We start from the raw sequence: 23,497 nt of genomic DNA, 5'->3' as shown, positions 1-23,497 counted from the left end.
GGTACCAGATGGCTTAGGTGGAGAAGAACCACGCTTTACTTGTAACGTTTATCTTCAGAGCGCAGAAGGTGCATTTGAGATTTTAACTAAGTTAGCTGGTGTATTTCGTGCCATCACATTTTGGGATGGCAATAGCATTATTTGTGATGCGGATATTCCCCAAGATACGTATTTCACTTATACGCGTGCCAATGTCATTGATGGCAATTTTGAGTACGCGGGAACTCGTGCTCGAGATAGACATAATGTTGTAAAAATTGCGTGGGATAACCCGGCTAATCACTATAAAACTGAATATGAGTTTGTTCGTGATGAAAAGGCGATTGCTGAAGCAGGTCAAGTTCGTATTTTAGAAATTGATGCTTGGGGATGCACGTCGCGTGGACAAGCGCAGAGAGCAGGCTGGTGGGCATTAAAGTCTGAGCAATTAGAAACTCGTACGGTGAGTTTTAAAGTTGGTTTGGATGGCCATATTCCGCAACCGGGAAGAGTTATTGATATTGCAGATCCATTGTTTGCTGGTCGAGCAAACGGTGGACGTGTATCTAAAATATCAGCAGATCGTAAAAGCATTACGCTAGATCGTGACGACGTTGTGGCAGTTGCTGGTGACCGATTGATTATTAATGGCGAGGATGGCAAAGCTCAAACTCGAATTGTTCAATCGATCTCTGGTCGAGTGGTTACAGTTACTCATGAGTTTGATGCGATTGCAGCACAAAACGTCTGGGTGATTGATGCTCAAGACTTGGCAACAATGAAGTTTCGAGTGATTTCTATTACTCAAGACGAAAGTCATCAATTTTCAGTGACTGCACTTCAATATAATCCAGCTAAGTTTGATGCCATAGATAAGGGCGCTTTTTTTGATGAGGTTCCGATTTCGATTGTGAATCCAACAATTCAGGATCCTGTAACAGATGTCGTTGTTACTAGTGAAAGCCGAGTTGATCAGGGCATTAATGTAGCAACAATGATTGTATCCTGGACTCAGGCAAAAGGAGCTGTTAAATACCAAGTTGAGTGGCGTAAAGATGACGGCAGCTGGATCAAGCTTCCAGTTACTGGCAATAACTCAGTCGAAGTACCTGGTATTTATGCGGGGCAGTATCAAGCACGTGTTACAGCGATTTCAGCTTTTGATATTGCTTCTTTACCAGTTTATTCAGTATTGACGGAACTTTCTGGAAAACAAGGTTTGCCGCCTAAACTGGCTTTTATCCAAGCGACAGGGATTTTGTTTGGTATAAAACTTAACTGGGGCTTTCCTTCAATTGGTGCACTTGATACAGCTTATACTGAAATTGAAGTATCGCCAGATGGTACAAGTAACATTGCCCAATTAGGCTTATTTGCGTATCCAACGACGACTCATACTCTTCAGGGTTTGCAGCCAAATTTAACTCAATTTTATCGTGGCCGTTTGATTGATAGGATCGGGAATATTGGGCCATGGTCAGACTGGACTCATGCGACAACTTCTGCAGATGCAACAGATGTTCTTGAGCTCTTGAATGATCAAATCAGTGAAACTCAACTTAGCCAGGATCTTAAAACCAAGATTGATCATATTGAGACTATTGATGCTGAAATAGGTCCACTTAAGCAAGATATTCAGAATACGAAAGATCGGATTGCACAAGAAGTCATTGATCGTCAAAACGCTATTCAGCAAGCCAAAGATGGTTTATCACAGCAAATTATTGATGGTGATGAAAGTGTTCTTGAAGTTGTAGAAACGGTCAAGAAATCAAGTGATGATGGTCTTGCAGCGGCTCAAGAAAGTATTCGAGTTGTTGCAAATGATCTCTCACTTGTTGCTGAAAAGACCGATGGCGTGTATGCACAGTTAAACCCACCTTTAATTGGTTCTGAATCAGATTTAATTGGAAATGATCAAGGTTTTGCTGGCACATGGTCTGTTCAATCGGCAATGATCGAAGGAGACTTGGCACTTAGTAAGCGCATTGATACAACCGTTGTTGAAGTAAATGATTTACGTGCATACGCTCAGCAAGAGGTTCAAGCGCGTATAGAGGGCGACAAAGTAACAGTTCAAAAGATTGATACGTATATCGCAAGTAATGACAGTGCTCTTGCAACTGTACGCCAATCTGCACAAATTGCAGTTGATCAGTCAGCTGCAAATGCCGAAGCGATTGATTCCATTAATCTTGAGCTTGACGATAAAGCTTCAACGGGACAATTGACGCAAGTTAAGTCAGACATTAAGAATGTAGATGACAAAGTTATTGCCCAAACTACAAGGATTGATGGAGTTTATGCGCAAATTAATCCTCCATTGATCGGGTCAGAATCTGACTTAATCGGAAATGAAGGAGGTTATGCAGGCGTATGGTCAGAGCAATCTGCTCGTATCGAAGGTGATTTGGCCCAAGCTAAACTTACTGAACAGCTTTCTGCTCAGATGAATGAGAACAATGCCGTATTCAAGCGCCAGCTCGAGGCAAATTCAAGTGCAATTTCTTCAACGATTAAAGTAACGGAAACGTTAAATACAAAAGTCGGTGAGAATAGTGCGTCTATTCAAAATGTCAGTGAAAGTGTGGATGGCATCTATGCTCAGCAGTTTACTAAGTTCGATGTAAATGGCCATGTTTCTGGCCATGGATCAATGAATGATGGTACGACTTCAACTTTCATATTCAATTATGATGCAATTCAGTTTGGTACGCCTGTCGGTGTTGATGGTGTAGAACCTAAACCATTAATGACCCTGCAAAACACTCCGGTTACTTTGCCAAACGGTACTGTTATTCCGCGTGGTTTGTATGTCGATAATGGTAGTTTTGGATATATCAATGCCAATCGGATCTGGGCAGAAAACTTAAGTGTTATTAGTGCGGACTTGGGAACAATTAAAGTCAAAAATGCAAATATTGAAGATGGAGCAATTGATACTTTAAAAATTAAAGATGAAGCTGTAACAGTTCCAATAGGTGTAAAAGCAATTGATATCAAAACTATCAATAGTTTTTCAGGAGGATCAACTGGTGGGTTGCCTAATAATGATTTTAACAACCACCTATCAGCGTGGGAAAATCATATAGGTACACTTTTACAAGTAACGTTAAATAGAAGTGGTGGAAAAGTTAGAATTGATGCTTCAGTAAATATTTGCACACCTACTTTTGGCGCTTTTAGTGTAAGTGACGGACGAGGTAATCCAATTGCAGCAAATGACAGGGCCATGGCTTCTTTTTATATTTCTATATATCGGAATGGAAATTTAATTGGACGGGGTTCATTAGGGGCAAATCTTGAAACTGGTACTATTAATGTCAATTTCAACGGGACGGCGGTTATCGTTTCAGCTATTGATGATAATAGTACAGTTGGCAATATTACATATGAACTTAAAGCGGGTTTTGCTCGACAGGAGGGTGTTAATATTCCATTGAATATAAGTTCTAACAATACTTTCATGATTACTTCAAGAACATTAAGTGTAATTGAAATGAAGAAATAACAGCACCCAATACGGGTGCTTTTTTATGGTCGGTCCAATGATGGATTGGACAACGAAGAACTACCGCTTCCTAGCGGTTTTTTTATTTTCTGGAGATATTAATGGAACCAGTTTCCACTAGCGGTTTAACAGCACTTTTAAAATTCTACGGGGCAGCAATTATGGTGACTTTAGCGGTCGCACTAGTTGCAGCAGTTGTATTAATGACTCATATGCCACGCTCACCACAAGAGTGGGCAGTTGGTTTGATTTGTACGGTCGTATCAAGCCTTGCAGGTGGCTCATTCATTATCGTGAAGTGGGGGCTTCATGAGTGGGTTACTGATGTATGGGGGATGATTGCACTTGGTGGGTTCTTCTTTGTTTGTGGTTTACCTGGTTGGGCTTTAGTCCGGTGGATCTTTAATTTTATCGATAAACAGGAAGGGAAAACGATCGTTGAAGTGATCAAAGAGTTTAAGAAAGCCAAAAGAGATATCGAAAACAGTTAATGCCGCCTTCGGGCGGTTTTTTATTATTTGAAGGAAAACGAAATGAATATCGAACAATATCTTGATGAGTTGATCAAACGAGAAGGTGGCTATGTTAATAATCCAGCAGACCGTGGCGGTGCAACCAAATACGGTATTACTCAAGCTGTAGCTCGTGAAAATGGCTATAAGGGCAATATGAAAGATTTGCCTCTTGATGTGGCCAAAGCCATTTATAAGAAACAGTACTGGACAGCTCCGCGTTTTGACCAGGTGAATGCAATTTCCTCTGCTGTAGCTGAAGAACTTTTAGATACCGGTGTGAACTGTGGTGTCAACTTTGCAAAACCACTTTTACAACGTGCTTTGAATTTGCTCAATAATGAAGGTAAAGCCGGATATGCAGATTTAAAGGTTGATGGAGTTTATGGCTCTAACACTTTAGGTGCTCTCAAAACTTACTTGGCCAAACGTGGGAAAGAGGGTGAGAAAGTGCTCGTGCGTGTTCTCAATATTATGCAAGGCCAACGATATATTGAAATCTGTGAGCGTAATCCAAAGCAGGAACAGTTTTTCTATGGCTGGATTGCCAATCGAGTGGTGATGTAAATGACTCAAGCAGAAACAGTAACTGAGCTAACTCCTTATCTTGAGTACTGGAGTAGCGGCATCTATATGTTCAAGTGCCCCGGTTGTAAATATTTACATCCATTCCATGTGAAAGAAGGTGCACATCACAATGGCAGTACTTGGGATTTTAACGGTGATATAGATAAGCCAACATTTACACCTTCTTTACTTGTAAATGATCATTACCCTGCAAGCCGCTGTCATTTGTTTTTGACCGATGGGAAGATTCAATTCTTATCAGATTGTCATCATGAATTGGCTGGTCAAACGGTCGACATGGTGCCGATCGATGTTTAGGGCTTTAATGCTGTGCATTCTATTTTCAGGCTGCACAGCTCATACGATCAATAGCAATGTGAATGTAGCCATGTGTGTAAAAGCCCTCTAAGGAGGGCTTTACATTATAAAAATCCAAATAAATTTAATTAAATTGCTTTACCTTTTCCCATTCTAATTTTAATAAGATTTTAATTTTATTTAAAATTTCTTTATTAATATCATTCATTTCTTTTGAAAGTATTTTACTTTCAATGTCTTTTGTCATCATTGAATTAACTTGGTTTACATATTTTGATTTTATTTCTTCTTCAAGTAAGTCTATCAAAGATAAAAATTTTTCATAAAAATTATGAACTAAATTTGATATTTCTCTATCAAGAGGATCTTTTGCACTTAAAGTAATATCAATTTCTAATGCTAATCTTCTTAGTTCGCTTTTATAATTTTGATATTCTAAAGCCATTTTATTATGTTCTACATAATCTATTACTTTACGATTATATGCGTGTCGTACTGAAAAATTACGCTGTAAAAGCATAGGAAAACTTTCAGAATGGTTAAAATAAGTTACAAATAAATTTCTAACTTTATTAATCCATTCCTGTCGATTTTGAGCTTTAACTTCATTTCTTTTAAGTTCAGCTTGTTGCTCAAGCATTTGATTTTGAAGATTCGCTTGGCTTTGGGCTAATTTATTATTAGACATCCTAATCAGTAATATAGTTACAGCTGCAGTAATTCCTGAAACAATTATGCTTGTTAAAATAGTAACTGTTAAAGCTGTATAATCTGTAACTGGGTCGACTCTAAGCTGAATAGGGTTTTTTTCATCAGTATTTTGCAATGTAAATGATTGTTTTTCAGGTAATTTGTTGATTACTTCATATTTTATGGGATGAACTGAAGATTCTTGAATGGTATTAGTCATAGAAAAAATTCGCAACAAAATTATGTTATTTTATAATTCAATTAGTTATAGTCAACAATTCATCTAAAGAAAAATAATTCTTAGTCAATTTTCTTCTGCTTGTAGGCATTTTTCAGGCATTTAAAGCTCTTCAAATAATTTTAGAAGTAGATGAAATTTATCATGTAACATTTGTATTCTTTGTTTATATTTCTAATTCCTAAAAAATTTAAATTACGATAATGCCTTAGTAATATTAAGAGAAGCATAGCTGAGGTAATATCATCTATTGATTATTGTTTTTTTCAAATAAATACCAACCTTTAAAGCCGATATAAGCTGAAAATGAACACACAATAAAAGAGATTAAAGTTATAAAAATCCATATATATTTTAAGCGTTGATATAGTCTGCTTTTATAACTTAAATCTAAAAGCTCCATAGAAGATTTATCCATCTGGGGATTCATTGCTGATGCCTTATTGGTTTCTTCAAGTATTTTTTTCTTATCTACGTCAGATATAGAATTCTTATTTTTTTCATAATTTTTATAAATTTCGATGCTTTTATTTATGTGTGCTGCGTATTTTTTATAATCCCTTTGAAACTCACTAGCTTTAACAAATGCAGAAATATATGCTAATTCAGCTTTTTCATAGTTCTTCAAGCACACATCCATGACAAACACCATTAATACTATGCTCCCAATTGCTAAAAACTTATTTAAAGAATCTGTTGGTATAGTTAACAAGTTCCACCTTCTGTTATGGAATATTAATGGTATTTTAAATAATGCAAATTTAATCACCTACAGTCAATAACTCCTCCCACTTAAATGGATTTCTGCTCAATTTATCTCTACTCATCGACCAGTTTCGACCAGGAACAAAACATGGTCCGACACCAATCTTTTTCTTTCCGAATTTGCTGTGAATACCGTCCATTGCTTGCATCAAACATTCCTTTTTCTCTATTTGTTTAAAGTCAGTTAATAGGTCATAAGTATGGCCAGACTTTGGCTCTAAACATGTCAGCACTACGCCGCACTTCTTATATTTAATTCCTTCTTTGTAGATATCGTTTAACATCCTTGTAGCTGCTTTGACAAAATCTATCGCGCAATCCGTAGGTTCAGAAAACGAACCTGTGATTGATTTGTTGTAGAACGGCACATTGGCATCGAAAGGGTTTGACTGTACAAAAGCAATCATGCATCCACATAAAAGACCTTCATCACGCAAGCGTTTACATGCATCTTGAGCATACATAGAGATAGCTTCTTTAAGATCCGTTAATTCAGTTACGCGACCACCGAAAGACCGGCTTGCAACTATTTGCTTTTTTGATGGGGGAGTGTGCTCGATCTCAATACATGAGATACCTTGTAGTTCGTATATTGTGCGCGCCATGACGATAGAAAAGCGTTTTTGCATTTCTCGTGGCTCGGCACACGCTAAATCAAGGACCGTATTAATTCCCATTGCTTGAAGTTTTTTTGAGTGCTTACGACCCACGCCCCAAACTTCCGAAACATCGATAAGTGAGAAGTAATATTCTTTATTGCACGGATCCATATTCACTAAATCACAAACGCTGTTAAAGCCGGGGTTTTTCTTTGCAATATGATTTGCAATCTTTGCTTCTGTTTTACTTCTGCCGATTCCGACACAGACAGGTAAGCCTAGCCATTTCCATATTTGCTGGCGCATTTGCTGCCCGACTTTTTCTAAATCAAAGTTCTTTTCATAAGCTGTGAAATCTACAAAGCACTCATCAATCGAGTACGGTTCAACTTCTTCTGCAGTTACGTAAGAGGCAAGGATCGTATGAAAGCGCCGTGACATTTCAGCATACATTGCATAGTTGCTTGAAAGAACGATTACGTTATGTTGCTGAACAATGTCTTTAATTTGAAAAAGCGGCACACCCATTTTTATATTTAAGGATTTTGCCTCGTTGCTACGTGCCACGGCGCACCCATCGTTGTTTGACAATACAATAACGGGCTTATTATTCAAACTTGGGTCAAAGACTCTCTCACATGAAACGTACATGTTATTTACATCGATGAGAAAAAATACTTTGTTCTCATGTTTCATAACTTAATGCCGTGTCATTTTAATAATATGAGTGACAACACCCCAAATTATTAATTCTTGGCCATCCGCTAAATAAATATTTTTATAATCCGGATTCTCTGCTTTAAGCCATTGACCTTTTTCATCGATCATTAAACGTTTAACTGTGAATTCATTGTCAATTAGTGCAATAACGATATCGCCGTGCTTTGCATCAAGACTTCGATCTACAATCAACTCGTCATCAATATCAATGCCTGCATTGAGCATCGAAAGCGAAGCAACTTTTACAATAAACGTTGAAGTTTCGTTCTTAATTAAGTGCTCATTCATATCGAGCACTTTGTCTATGTAATCTTGTGCGGGGCTGGGGAAGCCTGCTGAAATCTTTTCAAGTGCGTAGGGGATAAGCATGTGAGTTGACGGTACAACTTGCTTAAATGATAAAGCCTCAGATAAAACAATACTTTGTGTGATGTACGGTTTTATCTGGATAATGGATGGTGCAATTTCGCTCATAGAATATCCTCCAGCTTGATTTTGTAACATATTCAAGATGATATTCTAGAGATGAGCTTAAATTCAAATTTAAAAAGCTGTGGATAAATAATGACTAGTCACAACTTGTCGTTCTTCATGGTGCATTTGGTCGGAAATTCTTCAATTGAACTTACTTTGTAAACTTAGAATTAGTGAGTGCAAAAATAACAAAAAAAGTATAACAAAATGAGTCACTTCAAGAGCTACTTGTAACTAAGTTATTGATTTTATACTTATCCACAAAACTATCTATAAGTGTTTTTTCTCACATTTGTTACGCTATCTCCCGACAAATCATACAGATAAAAATTACTTAGAAAGTCAAGATTGATATACCGTAAAAAATCCAATATCTTAGGTACATAGATGCACAAAGCGTCTATCTCCCCAGCTATTAAACTCGGTAATTTGCTATCGATTATTAGAGGTAAGGGAGTTGGTTCTACCCACAGTTGATAGTTTCCGGCAAGAAGTAGTCAACTGCGGGTAGTGAAACTTAGCTGCATTGCTTTACAACACAGTTCGCTGAAGTCTGTAACGCTGACTACGTTACTGACTTAACGACGAGGATTGCGATATGAAATTTAACTCTAGTCTTCGACGTGCTAAATGACGAAGACTTCGGCGATAAATTTCGCTACGCAGTAACGTTATTAAAGCGCAAAACATGGCATAAGGCAATGTCTCTTTAACAGGAGATTGCTATGACGAAGATATTTATCCTCGGCATGAAATTACTAAGCTTAATAGCTGATGTAATTCAAGTAGCTGATTTTATTATGCGATGATGTATTAATATTTTAATTTAAGGCTAATTAGAACCGTTTGCTGGGGCAGGCGGTTTTTTGTTTGGTTTAGGAAAATAGGTAGCAGTAAATTCACCAAGCGGCATCTCAAAGAAAAATTGATCTGCATCTTCTTTTTTACAGTTCAACCAATCTTCCCTGTATTCTTCAGGGATTACAATAATCGATCGTTTCTCATCCTCTGGTTTATGAAACTGGCTCATGAAAGGGTGATTATCTGCATTGATAGTCAGCATCGACATAGATCTAACTTGCTGCCCATCAATGACAGTAGAATCGTAAATAGCTGCAACGGTGAAAGGTAAGCCATCTTCTCTATAAATTCCCCATCTTTCCGCTTTACCATTCACATATCTTGGTTCATAGATCTTTTCTACAGGTATTAATGCAAACTGGCTTTTAGCCCATGCATGTCTAAAGCTTGGCTTTTTATCTACAGTTTCTGTTCTAGCGTTATACGTATACTTTGAGAATTTAAGGTCATGGTTCCATGGTGGAATCATGCCAAACTTTACTTGTCGCCATTCTATATGGCCATCTTTAGAAAAAATAAGAGGGCAGTCGTAACCCGGATAAATATCCGCTTTATAGTCGAAAGTAGGTTCGAGTAAATCTAAAAGGTGTACCCGGTCTTTTGAAATTGGTTCGTAATTAGCACACATAATTGACTCATTTAAATTAATTCATTTTTATCGAATGCAACTCGGATATTTTCAGGAGCATTATAAAGGGGGGTAGATTTTCCATTTCTTTTTTCAGATATTTGAATATATTTTACATATATAATGGTCAATTGATCATTACCATCTTTATCTAAATAGTGTAATTCTATTTCAAAAATTTCATTTCCTATTAAGTTACTAAAACAAATTTGGAATTTGAATGTAAACTCTTCATCTTTAAATGATTGATAAAAAGGAAACCCGTCAATTGAGGAACTTCTATCCATTAACGAACGAACTTTTTTTTCAATTTTAAAAGTATTTGGATCAGATTTAATGATAGGGAAAATTCGATTAACTTCGCCAATTATCGAAATATCTATATTATATGTATACCAATTTATAGGCACTAGTGGGTAAACTCTTGATTTTATATCTGAAAAAATAGGTTTGATTAGTTTTTTTCTATTCTCCTCCTTTTCTTCTAATATCATCAATTGTTTTTGAGCAATATGTAGATTCTTATCAGTTTGTTTGAAGGTAAGAAATAACCAGAGAAATGCTAATGGAGAGAATATTCCTGCAAGAAGACTACCAAAACCGCCAAAATCGATAGATTGTAATTTAATACCTACATTACCCCATAAATACTGATCAGGTTCTGCTAGAAAACAGATGTAAAAGATATAGAGTAAATATATTAATGTTAATAAGTAAGGTATGGTTTTTAATGAGAAAAATTTATCCATCCATGGTTTTGATGAATTAAATAATTTATTGTGCATGTTCTTAAAACCTATCATAAAGTCCAATAATTTTTCAATATGATAAATTTGTTCAAACAAATAATCATTAGAAATTGTTATTAAGTTATTAGGATTCTAAAATCTATACCTTTTATTAAAGCTAATACTATCTAAGTGTGGCTAAATTCTCTCTATATCATCTTAAAAAAGAACTAACAAAGACACGATCAAGTACTGACAAATTAAGTTATCTGTAAAGAATTTCCAATTTTTAAAAATTGAGCTTTATGAGCTTGTTGAGTGCATAATTTAGTTACGTGACAGGCTCATAACTATATAGCTATTTTTCAAGCCTAATGACCAACCGATTTCTTTATAGAATGGTTCGCCATATTTAATGGTATGTTCGATATAAAAATAGACCCAATCTTTCATTTGCTCATTCTCAGTTTTTCAGTAATTGATGTAATAATTAGGACTACCTAACCAGCCAGCCTATTAATTTTAATATCACTTATTATAAATACCTAATATTTTAGTATGATGATCTATTAATGTTTGAGCCTGATTTCTTGATTCGTTTTTCTCGAAATACAAGCGACTTTTGATTAATGCTTTTACCTGTTCAGAAATAATCACATCTTCAATCATATTCATAGCTTTCTTTAAATCATCGAAAGAAACTTGAATATAGCCATCAGTTACATCGTTATCATCATCGTCTGTGGTGTGATTAATTAGTCTTTTAATCGTATAGCTTCCAATTGCTAAACTGTTCGCAATAGTGCCAAAGGTACGGCGTAAATCATGGAACGTAAATTTTATACCAGAATTCTCAGTTACTTTTTCTCTTGCTGCTCGGCGATCTGAGATATGAGAAACACCATTTCTATCGGTAAAGACATATTTATTATCACCGGCACGTTTTTTACGTTCACGCATAATGTGCCAAAGGGTGTCACCCATAGGCAATAAAAGGTCCTCATGGTTTTTAGTGTTAATGATTTTGATGGTACCGAACTGAAGGTCCACATTTTTCCATTCAACAGATTCTGCTTCACTGCGTCTAAAACCAGTTAAAGCAAGTAAAAATAAAAAGTCTTGGTTTGTGTACGCTCTAAAATCGTTATTTTGTTCACCCATCCAGTAAGTGGTGGCAACTGCTAGTGCCCATGTTTCACGTTGATCCGCACGAACGTGGCCTTTCCTGCGTTTAATTTTATTGAAAGCCTTTTCTTCTTTAACGATAACAACCGGATTCTTAATATTTAGAATTTTATTTCCTGACTCATCCTTATACCTGCTAATCGTATGGTTAAAGAGGGCATGTAAAAATTTTGATGCAAGATTAGCTCGGGAAGGGCTTGATTCCGAAAGCTTCAAATGGCGATCAATAATCATTGCACTGGTGATTTGATCGAGTTTTAAATCTTTCCAGTCACTAAAGTAGTTCTCTATGCATCCGTCATAAGCAATTAAAGAAGTTTCAGCCAGCTTTTTACGCAATTTATAATATTGGTAAGCTTCAGAAAGGGTAGGCACTAGCTTTTGTAAGGCATCATTTTGAATTGCTGAGGCTCGTATTTCACGCTTTTGCTTAACTGGATCTACACCTTCATCCATCATGATTAGCAAGCGTTTAGCTTCAGTTCTGGCTTGTTCTAATGTATAGACGCCATGTTTTCCAATAACTTTACGTTTAGATTTGCCATTAGGCATTTTCTTTTCAGCAAAATAGCTTTTAGTTTTCCCCACACATAAGCCAAATCCTATAGTTACTGTATCTCTGTAAAAGATTTGTTTCTCTTCAGACAAAGGAATAGAGTCTATTACCGATTTAGTAAATTTAATGTGTTGAGCCATTTTTAATTTAAGCAATACAAAGCAATACCTAACGATACAACACAATAATTGTGAAGTCTATTAAGAGTCTATTTTGAAGAATTAGTCTATTAAAAAAGAGAGTTTTAAGTAGGGGATTTTGTTTTAAGTTATTGTTATCTATTTAAAAATAAATGCTCCGAAGATGCCGCTGCATGTCGTTACCCTTGAACCCTAAAGTTCAAGGTGGAGGTGACGCATACTTGCTGGGTTTCCTACTCGGGGTAGGCATACGCTCTAAATATGCAGAACACCATCCTAAAGAGATGATATCGGCTCAGGGGAATCAGACCGGCTGGCGAACATCCCAGAGACAGCTTTAGTATAACTGATCTGACTTCGTTGGCAATCATCTGAGCCTATCGAACTGTAAACTTACTTTGCGTTTGATGAAGCTTTATGCGAATTGTTTACACTATTTGTTCAACATCTTCCAAAATAGTCTGGAGTAAACGTTCACAATGCGCATATTCTTGCAAAGATTTATTTAAACTTAACACTTCTTGGGTGAGCTGTAGAGCTACCATGATGACAAGTTTATTATGCTCAACACGAGGTGCACTACGGCGCATATCGTTGAATTTTTCATTGAGAAGCTCAGCTGCACGTTCAAGCTCTTCTCTTTTATCAGAAGTCGTTGCAAGCCTAAAAGTTTGTTCAATCAGCCGAAGCTCTACCATGACTTGTTCACTCATGATTGTGTCTCCTCACCAGCTTCAGCATTTGGATGAGCAAGTTGCTGAATTTCTTGCGCATGTTGATCTTGAGCAGTACCTAAAATTGCTAAACGTTGAATGATGGCTTCAACTTTTGCTTTGGCAAGTTCATTTTTTTGTAACAAACGGTCACGATCTTGCTGCAAGTCGTGTAACTCTTGTTGAGTTTGACGTTGCTGTGACTGAAGTTTTTCTTTGGTAACGCGTAATTCATTACGCTCTGCCAAAATTTCCTGAAAACGATTTTTTAAATCGGTCGTACTTTTTTCTAGGCGGCTGTAACGCTCTGCAAGTGTGTTAGCATCTTGATTCAATTGTTGAAATTGGCCTTGTAACTGAGTGAGTTGCTCAGTTAATGTCTCAATTTCCTCTTGTTTTTTAGTGATGATGCTATTTTTTTGCACAACTTGTGCGTGATGCTCTGTTTCAGCCAGTTCTTTAGCTTCCGAGAGAGCAGAATTTTCACTCTCTAGATGATGTAAGCGTGTTTTTAAAACGCCAATATGCGCTTGTAGACGCTGTAATTGTTCTAACATAACGAGGTCGCACAGAATTGCAATCAAAGGTAATATATACGAAGTATAGAGATTGGATAAACGAATGCAAGACGATATTTCAGGCTGGACAGAATGGAACGCTCATTTTGAAGGAATTGAAGAAATTTCAAGCCCTAGTGAGTTACATGGTTTATTAACAGGTATTGTTTGTGTGACAGAAGCGCCTACGCGTGAAGAATGGACACAAATCTTAACAACTCTTAATGTGCCTGAGTTAAATGAAGAAGCTTTAGCGCTTTTAACAGATGAAGCAGAAGATGTAGCACATGCATTATCGGAAGATGAATTGGACTATTTACCAATGCTTCCAGATGATGAACATCTTCTTCAAGACCGTGTACAAGCGTTGTCAGATTGGTGTGCCGGCGTTGTGCTCGGTTTTGGTTTGGCATCGGGACATGTTCGTACAGATGAGCGTGAGTTGATCGAACATTTGCAAGATGTTGCAGCAGTAGAATTTGAAGACTCTGATAACGATGAAGAAGGCGAAAGCAGTTACGAAGAATTGTATGAATTTGTACGCCTTATTCCAGTGAGCTTATCTATTGGTAGAAAGAAAGTAACAGTGGCTGAAAGTTCATTGTTGAAAAACTTTTATGCAAAAAGTAAAACTTCTACTGTAGGCACCGCAGATCAAAATATTGTAGAAATGTTTACACCACATCGCCCAAGTTAATTGAGGCGATGTGTTATTGGCTGTGTTTAATTTTTTGACTTTAAAATTCTAAATCAAGTAGATCATTATGAAATTGCCTCAAGCTGATTTTCAACATCGCAGAAACCGTCTAGCAGAAAAAATGGGTCCAAACAGCATTGCGATTATTGCAACGCGTGAGGAAATGTACCGTAATCGTGATGCGGATTATAAATTCCGTGCCGATAGTAGTTTTTTCTATTTGACGGGTTTTGCAGAGCCTGAGGCAGTTGCTGTCATTGAAACCTTTGATGACGTTACTGACTATAGCTATAGTCTTTTTTGCCGTGAACGTAATCGTGAGATGGAAATCTGGAATGGTTATCGTGCGGGAATTGACGGCGCAATTGAAGAGTACGAAGCAGATGAAGCTTATGCAATTGATCTGCTTGATGAAGAAATTATTGAAAAATTATTAAATAAAGAGCGTCTTTATTATCGAATCGGACACAATGCTGCATTTGATGCCAGAGTAAGCCAATGGATCAAAAAAGCGAATGCCGAGCATCGTCATGAAGCCGCTCCAGCCCAGTTAGTTCAACTTGATCGCATTGTTGATGAAATGCGTTTAATTAAATCACCGCAAGAAATTGAGCTGATGCAAATCGCTTCAACAATTAGTGCTAAGGCACATACTCGTGCAATGCAAACTGTTCGCCCTGGCATGATGGAATATGCACTAGAAGCCGAGCTTAATTATATCTTTGGGCAAAACGGCTGTGTGCCTTCTTACAACAGTATTGTTGGTGGCGGTGCCAATGCTTGTATTTTGCACTATGTTGAAAATAACCAAGCTCTTAAAGATGGTGATTTGGTTTTAATTGATGCTGCATGTGAATATGAGTTCTATGCATCGGATATTACCCGTACTTTTCCCGTAAACGGGAAATTTAGCCCCGAACAAAAAGCATTGTATGAAGTGGTATTGGCCTCTCAATATGCGGCGATTGATGCAGTACGTATAGGTAACTCATACCGTGAGCCTCATGAGGTGGCAGTCAAAATTTTAACGGAAGGCTTAGTTGATTTAGGTTTGCTCAAAGGTGATGTGAGTGAGCTGATTGAAACAGAAGCCTATCGTCAATTTTATATGCATGGTACAGGCCACTGGTTAGGTATGGATGTACATGATGTCGGTTCTTATAAAAAAGATGACGACTGGCGCCAATATGAAGAGGGCATGGTTGTTACTGTTGAACCCGGTTTATACATTGCACCAGATGACGAAACTGTAGATAAAAAATGGCGTGGTATTGGCATTCGTATTGAAGATGATGTGGTCGCAACCTCAAAAGGCCCACGAGTTTTAACTGCCGATGTAGTTAAAGATATTGCAGATATTGAACATTTAATGGCGCAAGCTAAAGCATAATTAAACGTATTCGCCAAAGGAGCAAAACTCGATGCAACAACAAGTGATTATTGTAGGTGGGGGTATGGTGGGTTTAAGCCTTTCCCTCATGCTGGCGAAGGCTAATATCGCGGTAAAGCTATTAGAAGCTGTGAAATACCCAAACTATGATGATCAAAATGTTGCCCCTTATCATTCCAGTTTTGATGCGCGGAATACGGCTTTATCACGTCGTAGCGTACAGATTTATCAGAAGTTGGGGTTATGGGATGCCTTACAACAGCATGCCACTCCAATTTTGCAAGTTCACATTACTGAACAAGGCAGTTTTGGAAAAGCACGTTTAATTGCAGAACAAGAGAAAGTCGAAAGCTTTGGGCAAGTCATTGAAAATGCATGGCTCGGTCGTGTTTTATTAACTCAAGTACGTCAACAACCTTTGATTGAACTGATTGATGGCGTAAAAGTAATTGCTTTAACTCAAGACGCTGAACAGGTACATATTGAAGCTCAGCGTGGTGATGAAGTCTTAAAGCTTGAGTCAAAATTATTAATTGCAGCAGATGGGCGCGATTCTTTCTGTCGTCAAGCAATTGGTGTTGGTGTCGATGTCCACGACTATGATCAGGTTGCGATCGTTACGACTGTTCAGACTTCAAAACCGCATGAGCATGTAGGATTTGAGCGTTTTAGTGCATTAGGGCCTTTAGCTTTGTTGCCATTACCGGGTGAATACCGTCGCTCAGTGGTATGGCCTGTTAAAAAAGGCACTGAAGGTGAGTGGTTGGGCGAAGAAAATGACCAACACTTTTTAGATGCTTTGCAAAAAACTTATGGTGACAGAGCGGGTAAATTTGAAAAAACGGGTAAACGCTTTAGTTATCCGCTTTCACAAGTGCTTGCGCATAAACAAGCTGTTGGACGCGTTATTTTAATGGGTAATGCAGCGCATACAATCCATCCTGTTGCTGGGCAAGGTTTTAATTTATGTCTGCGTGATGCAGATGTATTGCTGCGTTATTTAGTGAACCAGTTAAGCGCATCTGATGATATTGGTAACCCAGATAATTTACTTGCCTATGAACAAGCCCGTTTATCTGACCAGCAGCGAGTAATTAAATTCTGCGATACCGTAGTTCGGGGCTTTAGTAACCAAAACCCATTATTAAAATTAATCCGTAATACGGGATTAATTGCATTTGATGTCATTCCGGGTGTGAAGCCACTGGTAGCAAACTATGCAATGGGGTTAAAAGCATGAGTGAAGTGTTAGATGTCGTCATTGTTGGTGGTGGACTAGTTGGTGGCTTAACTGCTTTATTACTTGCACAAGGTGGTGTACAACCTACCGTGCTTGATGCTGCCCCTGTACTTGATGTTGAAAAAACATTAAGCGTGATGAATCCACGTGTTTTAGCACTTAGCCAAGCGACGATTCATTTACTTAAAGCAGTCAATGTTTGGGATGATCTGGCACGTCAAATGCCTTATACCGGCATGCAAGTGTGGAACTTAAATGGCTATGGTGAAATTAATTTTGGCCATGAGTCTGTACAAAGGCCAATGCCAGAGCAAGCCTTGGGTTCTATGGTTGAGCCAAGTGTATTGAATGTTGCTATTCAACAAAAAATGCTTGAGCAGTTAACAGACTATCGTACTCAAGTTCGTGTTACCCGTATTGAGCAAGGTGTTGGGTGTTGGCATATTCAATTGGCAGATGGCGCGACACTTAAAACTAAACTGCTTATTGGTGCTGATGGCGCCAATTCATTTGTACGTGAGCAAGCCTTTATTGATCTAGATGTACTAGATTACAAACAAGCAGCGATTAGCTGTGCGATTAAAACGTCTAAGCCTCATCATTATGTTGCTCGGCAAATCTTTTTACCTACTGGACCTTTGGCATATTTGCCGATGGCTAGTCTTGAAGAAAGTGAAAATGGCTACTGGCAGTCCATTGTCTGGACACTGCCAGATGATTATGCCGATGAATATTCGGCTTTAAGTGATCGCGAGTTTATGCAGCTTTTAACTCGAGAAAGCCAACATATGTTGGGTGAAGTGTTAGATGTTCGTTCAAGAGCACAATTTCCATTAAAAGCGCGCGCTGCAAAACAATACGTTAAAGCTGGCCTAGCCCTAATCGGTGATGCAGCTCATGTGATTCATCCACTTGCTGGACAAGGGGTGAATATTGGTTGTTTAGATGCAGCGGTACTCTGTGATGCACTATTGCATGATTTAGGTCGTGGTGTATGGGCGCATGAACAAACCTTAATGCGTTATGAACACCGCCGTAAAGGACAGAATGATGCGATGATGCATAGTATGTCGGCAATTGGTTGGCTAGAAAGCAGTGAGCTATTTCCATTGATTTGGGCCCGGAATGTGGGACTCAAGCAAGTTGAACAAATTTCGTTCTTAAAAGAGCGTTTTATGCAACAAGCAAATGGTTTAGGGGCTTTACAAAACACCCAGTATAGTCGTTAAAATAATTACGAAGTTTATGCTCTACTGATCTAAATAAATATCAGTAGATATTTTTTAAACAATCATTTATATATCATTACCAATTCGGTCAGAAAAGATACGGATTTGACCAATTTGGCTCTTTGCTAAATGCAAAGAGATTGCTAAATTTCTGAGGTCTTGAAGACCATAGCGATGATGCAATACAAATCATTGTGGGGAGTGTAAAAATGACAGATATCAATGATTATGAAGATGCAGAAGATTCTGCTGTAGATGAAGATGAAGCCAAAGCGGCTGAAAGTGGCGCAGCTGATGAAGAAGCAGGCAACTTAACTGATGCCGATCTTGCAGAAGCAGAAACGCTTACTGTAACTGCGAAACAAAAACAACGTCAAGCGTTGGAAGATGAAGTCGCTGCGTTTTTAGCTCGTGGCGGAAGAATCACAGAAGTTCCACCAGATGAACATAGCGATCGTTAATATTAAAAAAGCATCACTTGAGTGATGCTTTTTTATTGCCCACTTTATGATGATTTAAGGATGGTTTTGTAGTTCTTTTAAAATGCCGCATTCATCTACTGTACGGTCGGTAGAGCAGTGTTGTTTTAAATCGATTAGGGTTTCTTTTAAAAGCAATAGACGTTCAATCTTTTCCGATACTTCTATCAAGTATTTATTCACCAAATTATCAACTTCCGTACAAGCCCGTTTCGGCTGAGCTTTCATTTCTTTTAGTGTTTTAATATCACTGAGAGAAATATCTAATTCACGGCAATGTTTAATAAATAATAGGTCTGCGAGTGTTTGATCTGTGTAAACACGATAATTATTTTCTGAGCGCTGAATGCGGTCCAGCACACCTACTTTTTCGTAATAACGAATAGTATCGATCGGGACATCCGCTTTTTTTGATAATTGACCAATAGAAAGACTCATAAGACTTGACTCTGGAGCTACTCAAGGGTTTTTAATCACTATAAAAGAGTTTTTGAGGAAATAAAATGGCTGGATGTGGATGTGCTTCAACCTGCTCTCCTACAAAGAAAGCAAGCCCGCGCTTTAGAAAAGCGTTATGGATTGCTCTTGTAATTAATGCACTCATGTTTGTCGTTGAGATAGTCGGCGGTTATAAAGCCCAATCTGTTTCATTATGGGCAGATGCATTAGATTTTGCCGGAGATGCTGCAAATTATGCTCTGTCTTTAGTCGTGCTTTCGATGAGCCTTTACTGGCGTGCAACCGCAGCACTTGTTAAGGGTATAACGATGGCTGCTTTTGGGTTCTTCGTTATTGCAAAAGTCGTTTGGTCATTTTTTCATGGTGTTTCACCTGAACCGATGGTCATGGGGGCAATTGGGGTAATCGCTTTAATTGCTAACGTTTCTGTTGCTTTAATGCTTTATGCATTCCGCGATGGTGATGCCAATATGCGCTCTGTCTGGTTGTGTAGTCGAAATGACTCTATCGCTAACATTGCTGTTGTTTTGGCTGCTGTAGGCGTGTTTGGAACAGGCACTATATTTCCGGATTTATTCGTAGCCTTTGTTATTGCATATTTAGGTGTATCTTCGGGTTACGCTGTGATTAAGCAATCATTACAAGAAAGAAAACAATCAAAGTTAATGTTGGGTTCAGAAGCTTAATCTTGATTGCATAAAAAAGTACCATGCTTACATGGTACTTTTTTGTTTTTGAATGCATTAGATGAGAAGTGATATTGCGATACTCCACATAACGCAACCAATCATGAAATCTAAAATTTTCCAAGCTTTTGGATTGATAAATAATGGTTTTAGAAATCTTGCACCATAGCCTAGACTGAAAAAGAAGATCCAAGAGGCAAGAATGCTACCTAAGGCAAAACTGATTTTATCTTCTAGCTGTGTCGCAACCGAACCAATCAGTACAATGGTATCTAAATAAACATGTGGATTCAGCCAAGTAAAGGCAAGACAGGTTATAAGTGCTTGAGTTAAAGTCTGCTTTTGGCTGCTATCAAGCTCCATGCCTTGGTTAGTTTTAAACGCGGCATAGAAGGCTTTTGCACCGTAGACGAATAAGAACGTTGCCCCTAAATATTTAGCGACTGTGATTAAGATGGGTGATGCTGTCATAATTTCGGCAAAACCTAATACACCACAGGCGATTAAAATCGAATCGGACAGGGCACAAATTAAGCATAGCCAAAATACATATTGCTGTTTAAGCCCTTGCTTTAGAACAAAAGCGTTTTGGGCACCAATTGCTACAATTAGGCCGCTACCAATACCTAAACCTTTAAAAAATACACTCAGAGAAAGCATAACCATTAAGCAGAAAAAATCAGATGGGGGAATTATCTGTCTTTTTATTAAGAAATAAGTAAAATTAAGAATATTTAGGTTTGGCTAAAAATAATTTAGGTTTTGTATGTTGGATAGTAAGCAATGTGAAGCTTTTCTGGCGGTTGCAGAAGTCGGAAGTTTTGATGCAGCAGGAGAGCATTTATGTATAACTCCCTCTGCTGTATCACTACGTGTACAAGCACTAGAAAAATATTTAGGGCAGATTTTAATTATACGGGGCCGTCCTTGTGTACTCACACAAGCAGGGCAAACCTTGCTCCAGCATTTACGTCATACAAGGTTAATGGAGCAAAATCTATTACAAGGTTTAATGGGCAAATCTTCTGAATCAGAATTTTATAAAATTGCGTTGGCTTCAAATGCAGACTCATTAGCAACTTGGCTTTTACCCAGTATTCAGCAAACACTTTTTAAAGAAAAAATCGTATTAGAGCTAAAAATTGATGATCAATCTCACACGCATACTTTGCTAGAAACAGGTCAGGTCAATGCATGTATTACAGCAGAAGAGCAAGTGATGGCGGGTTGCTTAGCTCAGCCTCTTGGTAAAATGCGCTATAAAATGCTGGCATCGGCCGAGTTTGTAAATCGGTGGTTTAGTGGTGGAATTAACCGAGAAGTTTTAAGAAAAACACCGGCGGTTATTTTTAACCATAAAGATTTAATGCATTCAGAGGTTTTATTAAAAGGATACGGTTTACCGATGCAGAGTTATCCTTATAGTTTTATTCCGGCGACAGATGCTTTTGTTAAAGCAATTCAGCTAGGTTTAGGCTATGGCATGGTGCCCGAGCTTCAGGTTCAACCATTACTCGAAAATGGAACACTTGTTGATATTATGCCTGAGGCTCAACTTGATGTTCCTTTATATTGGCATCACTGGAAAAGACAGTCGAAACAACTTGATGTACTGACCGAGACCATTGTTGAATCAGCAAAACAGATATTGAGATAATTTTAGATCTTAGTTTTTAAATGTCGATTTGAAATGTGTTGAATATAAAACTCTATATCTTGTACTGAGTAACCTAAAAGTTGTCCGATCCTACGGTCGAGTTCTAGGCGCTCTTCAAGTTGAGTTGCTTTTAATGACCTTTCAATACATAACATGAGTTCATTCAAATCTGCTAAAGACGCATCTTTATAGATCAGCATAATTGAAAAGGGGAAAGGTAGAGAGGTTTCAATGTCTTTACTGAGCATAGATAAAGTTCCTTGCTCAAGATGTTTTATAAATTCAATGGGTAATAACTCATAAAAATAAGCGATAGGTTTTTTGCCTGAGAGTAATAATTCTAGTTCTTGTCCTTCATGCGGGCCAAGTTTTCCAAGTGATTCAGTCATATCAATACTCTTATTTTTTTATCTTTAATATTGTTATGCAAAATTTATGCGCGGTGATGACATAGGCATTGGTCATCACCGTTTAGTTAATAAATTAAGATTGTGTTAACTCAAGCGCACGTTGATAAGCGACTTTTTTCTTAATACCCGTTAAATCAGCAGCCAGTTGAGATGCTGCTTTAACTGATAAATCTTGAAGTAAGCGATTTAAAAGTTCATCTAGTTTTTCTTGTGCCAGATCGGTTTTTTCTGCTGCACCGCCAACTACAAGAACAATTTCACCTTTTTCTTGGTTATGGTCATTTTCAATAAAACTAACCAAATCTTTTAAGGTCATTTTTTTGATCGTTTCAAATGTTTTGGTAATTTCACGTGCGAAACCTACAGGGCGGTTTTCACCAAATACTTCAGCCATATTTTTTACACATTCTAAAATACGATGTGGCGCTTCATAGAAAATTAAGGTTTGAGTTTCATTTTTAAGCTTTTCGAGTTGCGAAATACGTTGAGAAGCCTTTGATGGTAAAAAGCCTTCAAAACTAAAACGGTCACTTGGTAGACCTACAGCACTTAAAGCAGCAATTGCAGCACATGCACCCGGTACAGGTACAACCCTAATACCATTTTCTTGAGCAGCACGAACCAGTTTAAACCCAGGGTCACTAATAAGTGGTGTGCCTGCATCACTAATCAAAGCAATATTTTCACCAGCAAGTAGCTTTTGAACTAACTGCTCAATTTTGTTGCTTTCATTATGGTCGTGGCATGCGGTAAGTGGGGTAGATATATTATAGTGTTTGAATAATTGAGCTGATTGGCGTGTATCTTCGGCAGCAACAACAGAAACTGATTTTAAGATATCAATTGCACGGAAAGTCATATCATCTAAGTGCCCGATTGGGGTGGCTACAACAAATAACTGAGCACTCATTTGGTTTTTACTCCGTACAGATAAACAATTTTAATGGGTTAGTGTACCCGAAATTATGTTTTTGGCGTGAACAATGTCAGTAGGCTTTTTATTTTTCGAAACATCTGCTTTTGATTTGTTCAATTCAAAAATAAAAAGGTATAGAACCGGCTTTAACAGTATTTACATTTTTAATTGGGGAAACAAAAAAATTATGTTAGTTGCACAGCAGTTGGGCCAATGGGCGGAACAAACAGCACTAAAACTTTTAAAAGAACAAAATTATGAATGGGTCGCCAGTAATTATCATTCACGCCGTGGAGAGGTCGATCTGATTGTAAAACGCGGTAACGAATTGATTTTTGTTGAGGTAAAAGCGCGAGGGCAGGGAAATTATGGTCAAGCTTGTGAAATGGTGACCTTGAGCAAACAGAAAAAAATAATTAAGACGGCGATGAGGTTTTTACAGCGCTACCCATCTTATCAGGATTTTTATTGTCGTTTTGATGTGATTTGTTTTGATTTTCCACAGAAAATTGCAAAAACAGTACAGCAAGACTTTTCAAAATTCCATTATGATCTGCAATGGATCGAAAATGCATTTACTTTGGATTAAGAGT

At 37.7% G+C, this 23,497-nt stretch carries 25 protein-coding genes and 1 other RNA gene; 12 read left to right on the top strand and 14 right to left on the bottom strand.

What is annotated here, in order from left to right; translation table 11 throughout:
* The 4 genes from KNQ97_RS17925 to KNQ97_RS17910 form a co-directional block, all read left to right on the top strand.
* A partial coding sequence (locus tag KNQ97_RS17925; protein ID WP_253612556.1) for a host specificity protein J occupies positions 1–3,490 on the top strand: 3,490 nt, incomplete at its 5' end.
* Between the two features lie 101 nt (positions 3,491–3,591).
* Positions 3,592–3,981: a hypothetical protein gene (locus tag KNQ97_RS17920; RefSeq protein ID WP_253612555.1), complete on the top strand. Its 390-nt coding sequence runs from the start codon at positions 3,592–3,594 to the stop codon at positions 3,979–3,981.
* A gap of 42 nt (positions 3,982–4,023) precedes the next feature.
* Positions 4,024–4,569 (top strand): glycoside hydrolase family 108 protein, encoded by a 546-nt coding sequence (locus tag KNQ97_RS17915; protein WP_253612554.1) that lies wholly within the window; start codon positions 4,024–4,026, stop codon positions 4,567–4,569.
* Positions 4,570–4,887 (top strand): DUF6527 family protein, encoded by a 318-nt coding sequence (locus KNQ97_RS17910; RefSeq protein WP_253612553.1) that lies wholly within the window; start codon positions 4,570–4,572, stop codon positions 4,885–4,887.
* Positions 4,888–5,011: 124 nt separating this feature from the next.
* Here KNQ97_RS17910 and KNQ97_RS17905 read toward each other — a convergent pair whose 3' ends face one another.
* From KNQ97_RS17905 to KNQ97_RS17860, 10 genes are all read right to left on the bottom strand, one after another.
* Entirely contained in the window at positions 5,012–5,797 is a 786-nt protein-coding gene (locus KNQ97_RS17905) for a hypothetical protein (RefSeq protein ID WP_253612552.1), read from the bottom strand.
* 265 nt (positions 5,798–6,062) lie between these two features.
* Positions 6,063–6,527 carry a hypothetical protein gene (locus KNQ97_RS17900; RefSeq protein WP_253612551.1) on the bottom strand — a complete coding sequence of 155 codons (465 nt, stop codon included), beginning with the start codon at positions 6,525–6,527 and terminating at the stop codon, positions 6,063–6,065.
* 49 nt (positions 6,528–6,576) lie between these two features.
* Complete coding sequence (locus tag KNQ97_RS17895) at positions 6,577–7,875, bottom strand: Y-family DNA polymerase (protein WP_253612550.1); 1,299 nt, start codon at positions 7,873–7,875, stop codon at positions 6,577–6,579.
* Positions 7,876–7,878: 3 nt separating this feature from the next.
* Complete coding sequence (locus KNQ97_RS17890; protein WP_024438544.1) at positions 7,879–8,373, bottom strand: LexA family transcriptional regulator; 495 nt, start codon at positions 8,371–8,373, stop codon at positions 7,879–7,881.
* Between the two features lie 832 nt (positions 8,374–9,205).
* Complete coding sequence (locus KNQ97_RS17885) at positions 9,206–9,862, bottom strand: SOS response-associated peptidase (RefSeq protein ID WP_253612549.1); 657 nt, start codon at positions 9,860–9,862, stop codon at positions 9,206–9,208.
* An 11-nt stretch (positions 9,863–9,873) separates the two neighbouring features.
* On the bottom strand, positions 9,874–10,647 hold the full coding sequence (locus KNQ97_RS17880) for a hypothetical protein (RefSeq protein WP_253612548.1): 774 nt from the start codon (positions 10,645–10,647) through the stop codon (positions 9,874–9,876).
* A gap of 471 nt (positions 10,648–11,118) precedes the next feature.
* Positions 11,119–12,471 carry an integrase family protein gene (locus tag KNQ97_RS17875; protein ID WP_253612547.1) on the bottom strand — a complete coding sequence of 451 codons (1,353 nt, stop codon included), beginning with the start codon at positions 12,469–12,471 and terminating at the stop codon, positions 11,119–11,121.
* Between the two features lie 150 nt (positions 12,472–12,621).
* Positions 12,622–12,806, bottom strand: a non-coding RNA gene (ssrS, locus tag KNQ97_RS17870) — 6S RNA.
* A gap of 93 nt (positions 12,807–12,899) precedes the next feature.
* Positions 12,900–13,184 carry a cell division protein ZapA gene (locus KNQ97_RS17865; RefSeq protein WP_000003719.1) on the bottom strand — a complete coding sequence of 95 codons (285 nt, stop codon included), beginning with the start codon at positions 13,182–13,184 and terminating at the stop codon, positions 12,900–12,902.
* On the bottom strand, positions 13,181–13,741 hold the full coding sequence (locus KNQ97_RS17860) for a hypothetical protein (RefSeq protein ID WP_000893185.1): 561 nt from the start codon (positions 13,739–13,741) through the stop codon (positions 13,181–13,183). The genes KNQ97_RS17865 and KNQ97_RS17860 overlap by 4 nt, the downstream gene beginning before the upstream one ends.
* 64 nt (positions 13,742–13,805) lie before the next feature.
* Between KNQ97_RS17860 and KNQ97_RS17855 the strand changes: the two genes are divergently transcribed.
* The 5 genes from KNQ97_RS17855 to KNQ97_RS17835 all read left to right on the top strand — a co-directional run bounded on the left by KNQ97_RS17855 (position 13,806) and on the right by KNQ97_RS17835 (position 18,758).
* On the top strand, positions 13,806–14,438 hold the full coding sequence (locus KNQ97_RS17855; protein WP_001150153.1) for a UPF0149 family protein: 633 nt from the start codon (positions 13,806–13,808) through the stop codon (positions 14,436–14,438).
* A 67-nt stretch (positions 14,439–14,505) separates the two neighbouring features.
* Positions 14,506–15,828 (top strand): Xaa-Pro aminopeptidase, encoded by a 1,323-nt coding sequence (gene pepP / locus KNQ97_RS17850; protein ID WP_002046001.1) that lies wholly within the window; start codon positions 14,506–14,508, stop codon positions 15,826–15,828.
* A gap of 31 nt (positions 15,829–15,859) precedes the next feature.
* The gene (locus KNQ97_RS17845) at positions 15,860–17,068 is read left to right on the top strand and encodes an FAD-dependent monooxygenase (protein WP_253612546.1); all 1,209 of its coding nucleotides are present in this window, start codon (positions 15,860–15,862) and stop codon (positions 17,066–17,068) included.
* Positions 17,065–18,297 carry an FAD-dependent monooxygenase gene (locus tag KNQ97_RS17840; protein ID WP_253612545.1) on the top strand — a complete coding sequence of 411 codons (1,233 nt, stop codon included), beginning with the start codon at positions 17,065–17,067 and terminating at the stop codon, positions 18,295–18,297. Before KNQ97_RS17845 ends, KNQ97_RS17840 begins: the two co-directional genes overlap by 4 nt.
* 209 nt (positions 18,298–18,506) lie before the next feature.
* Positions 18,507–18,758 (top strand): hypothetical protein, encoded by a 252-nt coding sequence (locus KNQ97_RS17835; protein ID WP_000129799.1) that lies wholly within the window; start codon positions 18,507–18,509, stop codon positions 18,756–18,758.
* A gap of 54 nt (positions 18,759–18,812) precedes the next feature.
* Here the strand turns inward: KNQ97_RS17835 and KNQ97_RS17830 are convergent, their stop codons facing one another.
* Entirely contained in the window at positions 18,813–19,214 is a 402-nt protein-coding gene (locus KNQ97_RS17830) for a MerR family transcriptional regulator (protein ID WP_000058923.1), read from the bottom strand.
* Positions 19,215–19,279: 65 nt separating this feature from the next.
* Here KNQ97_RS17830 and KNQ97_RS17825 point away from each other — a divergent pair, with 65 nt between their 5' ends.
* Positions 19,280–19,921 (top strand): cation transporter, encoded by a 642-nt coding sequence (locus KNQ97_RS17825; RefSeq protein ID WP_000896577.1) that lies wholly within the window; start codon positions 19,280–19,282, stop codon positions 19,919–19,921.
* 57 nt (positions 19,922–19,978) lie between these two features.
* Here KNQ97_RS17825 and KNQ97_RS17820 read toward each other — a convergent pair whose 3' ends face one another.
* Positions 19,979–20,581, bottom strand: coding sequence for a LysE/ArgO family amino acid transporter (locus tag KNQ97_RS17820; protein ID WP_000950251.1), 603 nt, complete (start codon positions 20,579–20,581; stop codon positions 19,979–19,981).
* A 106-nt stretch (positions 20,582–20,687) separates the two neighbouring features.
* Here KNQ97_RS17820 and KNQ97_RS17815 point away from each other — a divergent pair, with 106 nt between their 5' ends.
* Positions 20,688–21,578, top strand: a complete 891-nt coding sequence (locus KNQ97_RS17815; protein WP_000887363.1) for a LysR family transcriptional regulator ArgP — start codon at positions 20,688–20,690, stop codon at positions 21,576–21,578.
* A gap of 2 nt (positions 21,579–21,580) precedes the next feature.
* Here KNQ97_RS17815 and KNQ97_RS17810 read toward each other — a convergent pair whose 3' ends face one another.
* Entirely contained in the window at positions 21,581–21,967 is a 387-nt protein-coding gene (locus tag KNQ97_RS17810) for a hemin receptor (RefSeq protein WP_253612544.1), read from the bottom strand.
* Between the two features lie 94 nt (positions 21,968–22,061).
* Positions 22,062–22,898 carry a 16S rRNA (cytidine(1402)-2'-O)-methyltransferase gene (rsmI, locus tag KNQ97_RS17805; RefSeq protein WP_253612543.1) on the bottom strand — a complete coding sequence of 279 codons (837 nt, stop codon included), beginning with the start codon at positions 22,896–22,898 and terminating at the stop codon, positions 22,062–22,064.
* 193 nt (positions 22,899–23,091) lie between these two features.
* Between rsmI and KNQ97_RS17800 the strand changes: the two genes are divergently transcribed.
* On the top strand, positions 23,092–23,493 hold the full coding sequence (locus KNQ97_RS17800) for a YraN family protein (protein WP_000959396.1): 402 nt from the start codon (positions 23,092–23,094) through the stop codon (positions 23,491–23,493).
* The last annotated feature ends 4 nt before the right edge of the window (positions 23,494–23,497 follow it).

It is taken from the genome of Acinetobacter sp. UC24323, assembly GCF_024151445.1.
Classification (GTDB): Bacteria; Pseudomonadota; Gammaproteobacteria; order Pseudomonadales; family Moraxellaceae; genus Acinetobacter; species Acinetobacter baumannii.
This window is presented reverse-complemented; position numbering and strand designations above follow the sequence as displayed.

Coding starts and splice junctions, on each gene's coding strand:
- KNQ97_RS17920 (WP_253612555.1), top strand. CDS start 3,592: ATGGAACCAGTTTCCACTAGCGGTTTAACAGCACTTTTAAAATTCTAC.
- KNQ97_RS17915 (WP_253612554.1), top strand. CDS start 4,024: ATGAATATCGAACAATATCTTGATGAGTTGATCAAACGAGAAGGTGGC.
- KNQ97_RS17910 (WP_253612553.1), top strand. CDS start 4,570: ATGACTCAAGCAGAAACAGTAACTGAGCTAACTCCTTATCTTGAGTAC.
- KNQ97_RS17905 (WP_253612552.1), bottom strand. CDS start 5,797: ATGACTAATACCATTCAAGAATCTTCAGTTCATCCCATAAAATATGAA.
- KNQ97_RS17895 (WP_253612550.1), bottom strand. CDS start 7,875: ATGAAACATGAGAACAAAGTATTTTTTCTCATCGATGTAAATAACATG.
- KNQ97_RS17890 (WP_024438544.1), bottom strand. CDS start 8,373: ATGAGCGAAATTGCACCATCCATTATCCAGATAAAACCGTACATCACA.
- KNQ97_RS17885 (WP_253612549.1), bottom strand. CDS start 9,862: ATGTGTGCTAATTACGAACCAATTTCAAAAGACCGGGTACACCTTTTA.
- KNQ97_RS17880 (WP_253612548.1), bottom strand. CDS start 10,647: ATGCACAATAAATTATTTAATTCATCAAAACCATGGATGGATAAATTT.
- KNQ97_RS17875 (WP_253612547.1), bottom strand. CDS start 12,471: ATGGCTCAACACATTAAATTTACTAAATCGGTAATAGACTCTATTCCT.
- KNQ97_RS17865 (WP_000003719.1), bottom strand. CDS start 13,184: ATGAGTGAACAAGTCATGGTAGAGCTTCGGCTGATTGAACAAACTTTT.
- KNQ97_RS17860 (WP_000893185.1), bottom strand. CDS start 13,741: ATGTTAGAACAATTACAGCGTCTACAAGCGCATATTGGCGTTTTAAAA.
- KNQ97_RS17855 (WP_001150153.1), top strand. CDS start 13,806: ATGCAAGACGATATTTCAGGCTGGACAGAATGGAACGCTCATTTTGAA.
- pepP (WP_002046001.1), top strand. CDS start 14,506: ATGAAATTGCCTCAAGCTGATTTTCAACATCGCAGAAACCGTCTAGCA.
- KNQ97_RS17845 (WP_253612546.1), top strand. CDS start 15,860: ATGCAACAACAAGTGATTATTGTAGGTGGGGGTATGGTGGGTTTAAGC.
- KNQ97_RS17840 (WP_253612545.1), top strand. CDS start 17,065: ATGAGTGAAGTGTTAGATGTCGTCATTGTTGGTGGTGGACTAGTTGGT.
- KNQ97_RS17835 (WP_000129799.1), top strand. CDS start 18,507: ATGACAGATATCAATGATTATGAAGATGCAGAAGATTCTGCTGTAGAT.
- KNQ97_RS17830 (WP_000058923.1), bottom strand. CDS start 19,214: ATGAGTCTTTCTATTGGTCAATTATCAAAAAAAGCGGATGTCCCGATC.
- KNQ97_RS17825 (WP_000896577.1), top strand. CDS start 19,280: ATGGCTGGATGTGGATGTGCTTCAACCTGCTCTCCTACAAAGAAAGCA.
- KNQ97_RS17820 (WP_000950251.1), bottom strand. CDS start 20,581: ATGCTTTCTCTGAGTGTATTTTTTAAAGGTTTAGGTATTGGTAGCGGC.
- KNQ97_RS17815 (WP_000887363.1), top strand. CDS start 20,688: ATGTTGGATAGTAAGCAATGTGAAGCTTTTCTGGCGGTTGCAGAAGTC.
- KNQ97_RS17810 (WP_253612544.1), bottom strand. CDS start 21,967: ATGACTGAATCACTTGGAAAACTTGGCCCGCATGAAGGACAAGAACTA.
- rsmI (WP_253612543.1), bottom strand. CDS start 22,898: ATGAGTGCTCAGTTATTTGTTGTAGCCACCCCAATCGGGCACTTAGAT.
- KNQ97_RS17800 (WP_000959396.1), top strand. CDS start 23,092: ATGTTAGTTGCACAGCAGTTGGGCCAATGGGCGGAACAAACAGCACTA.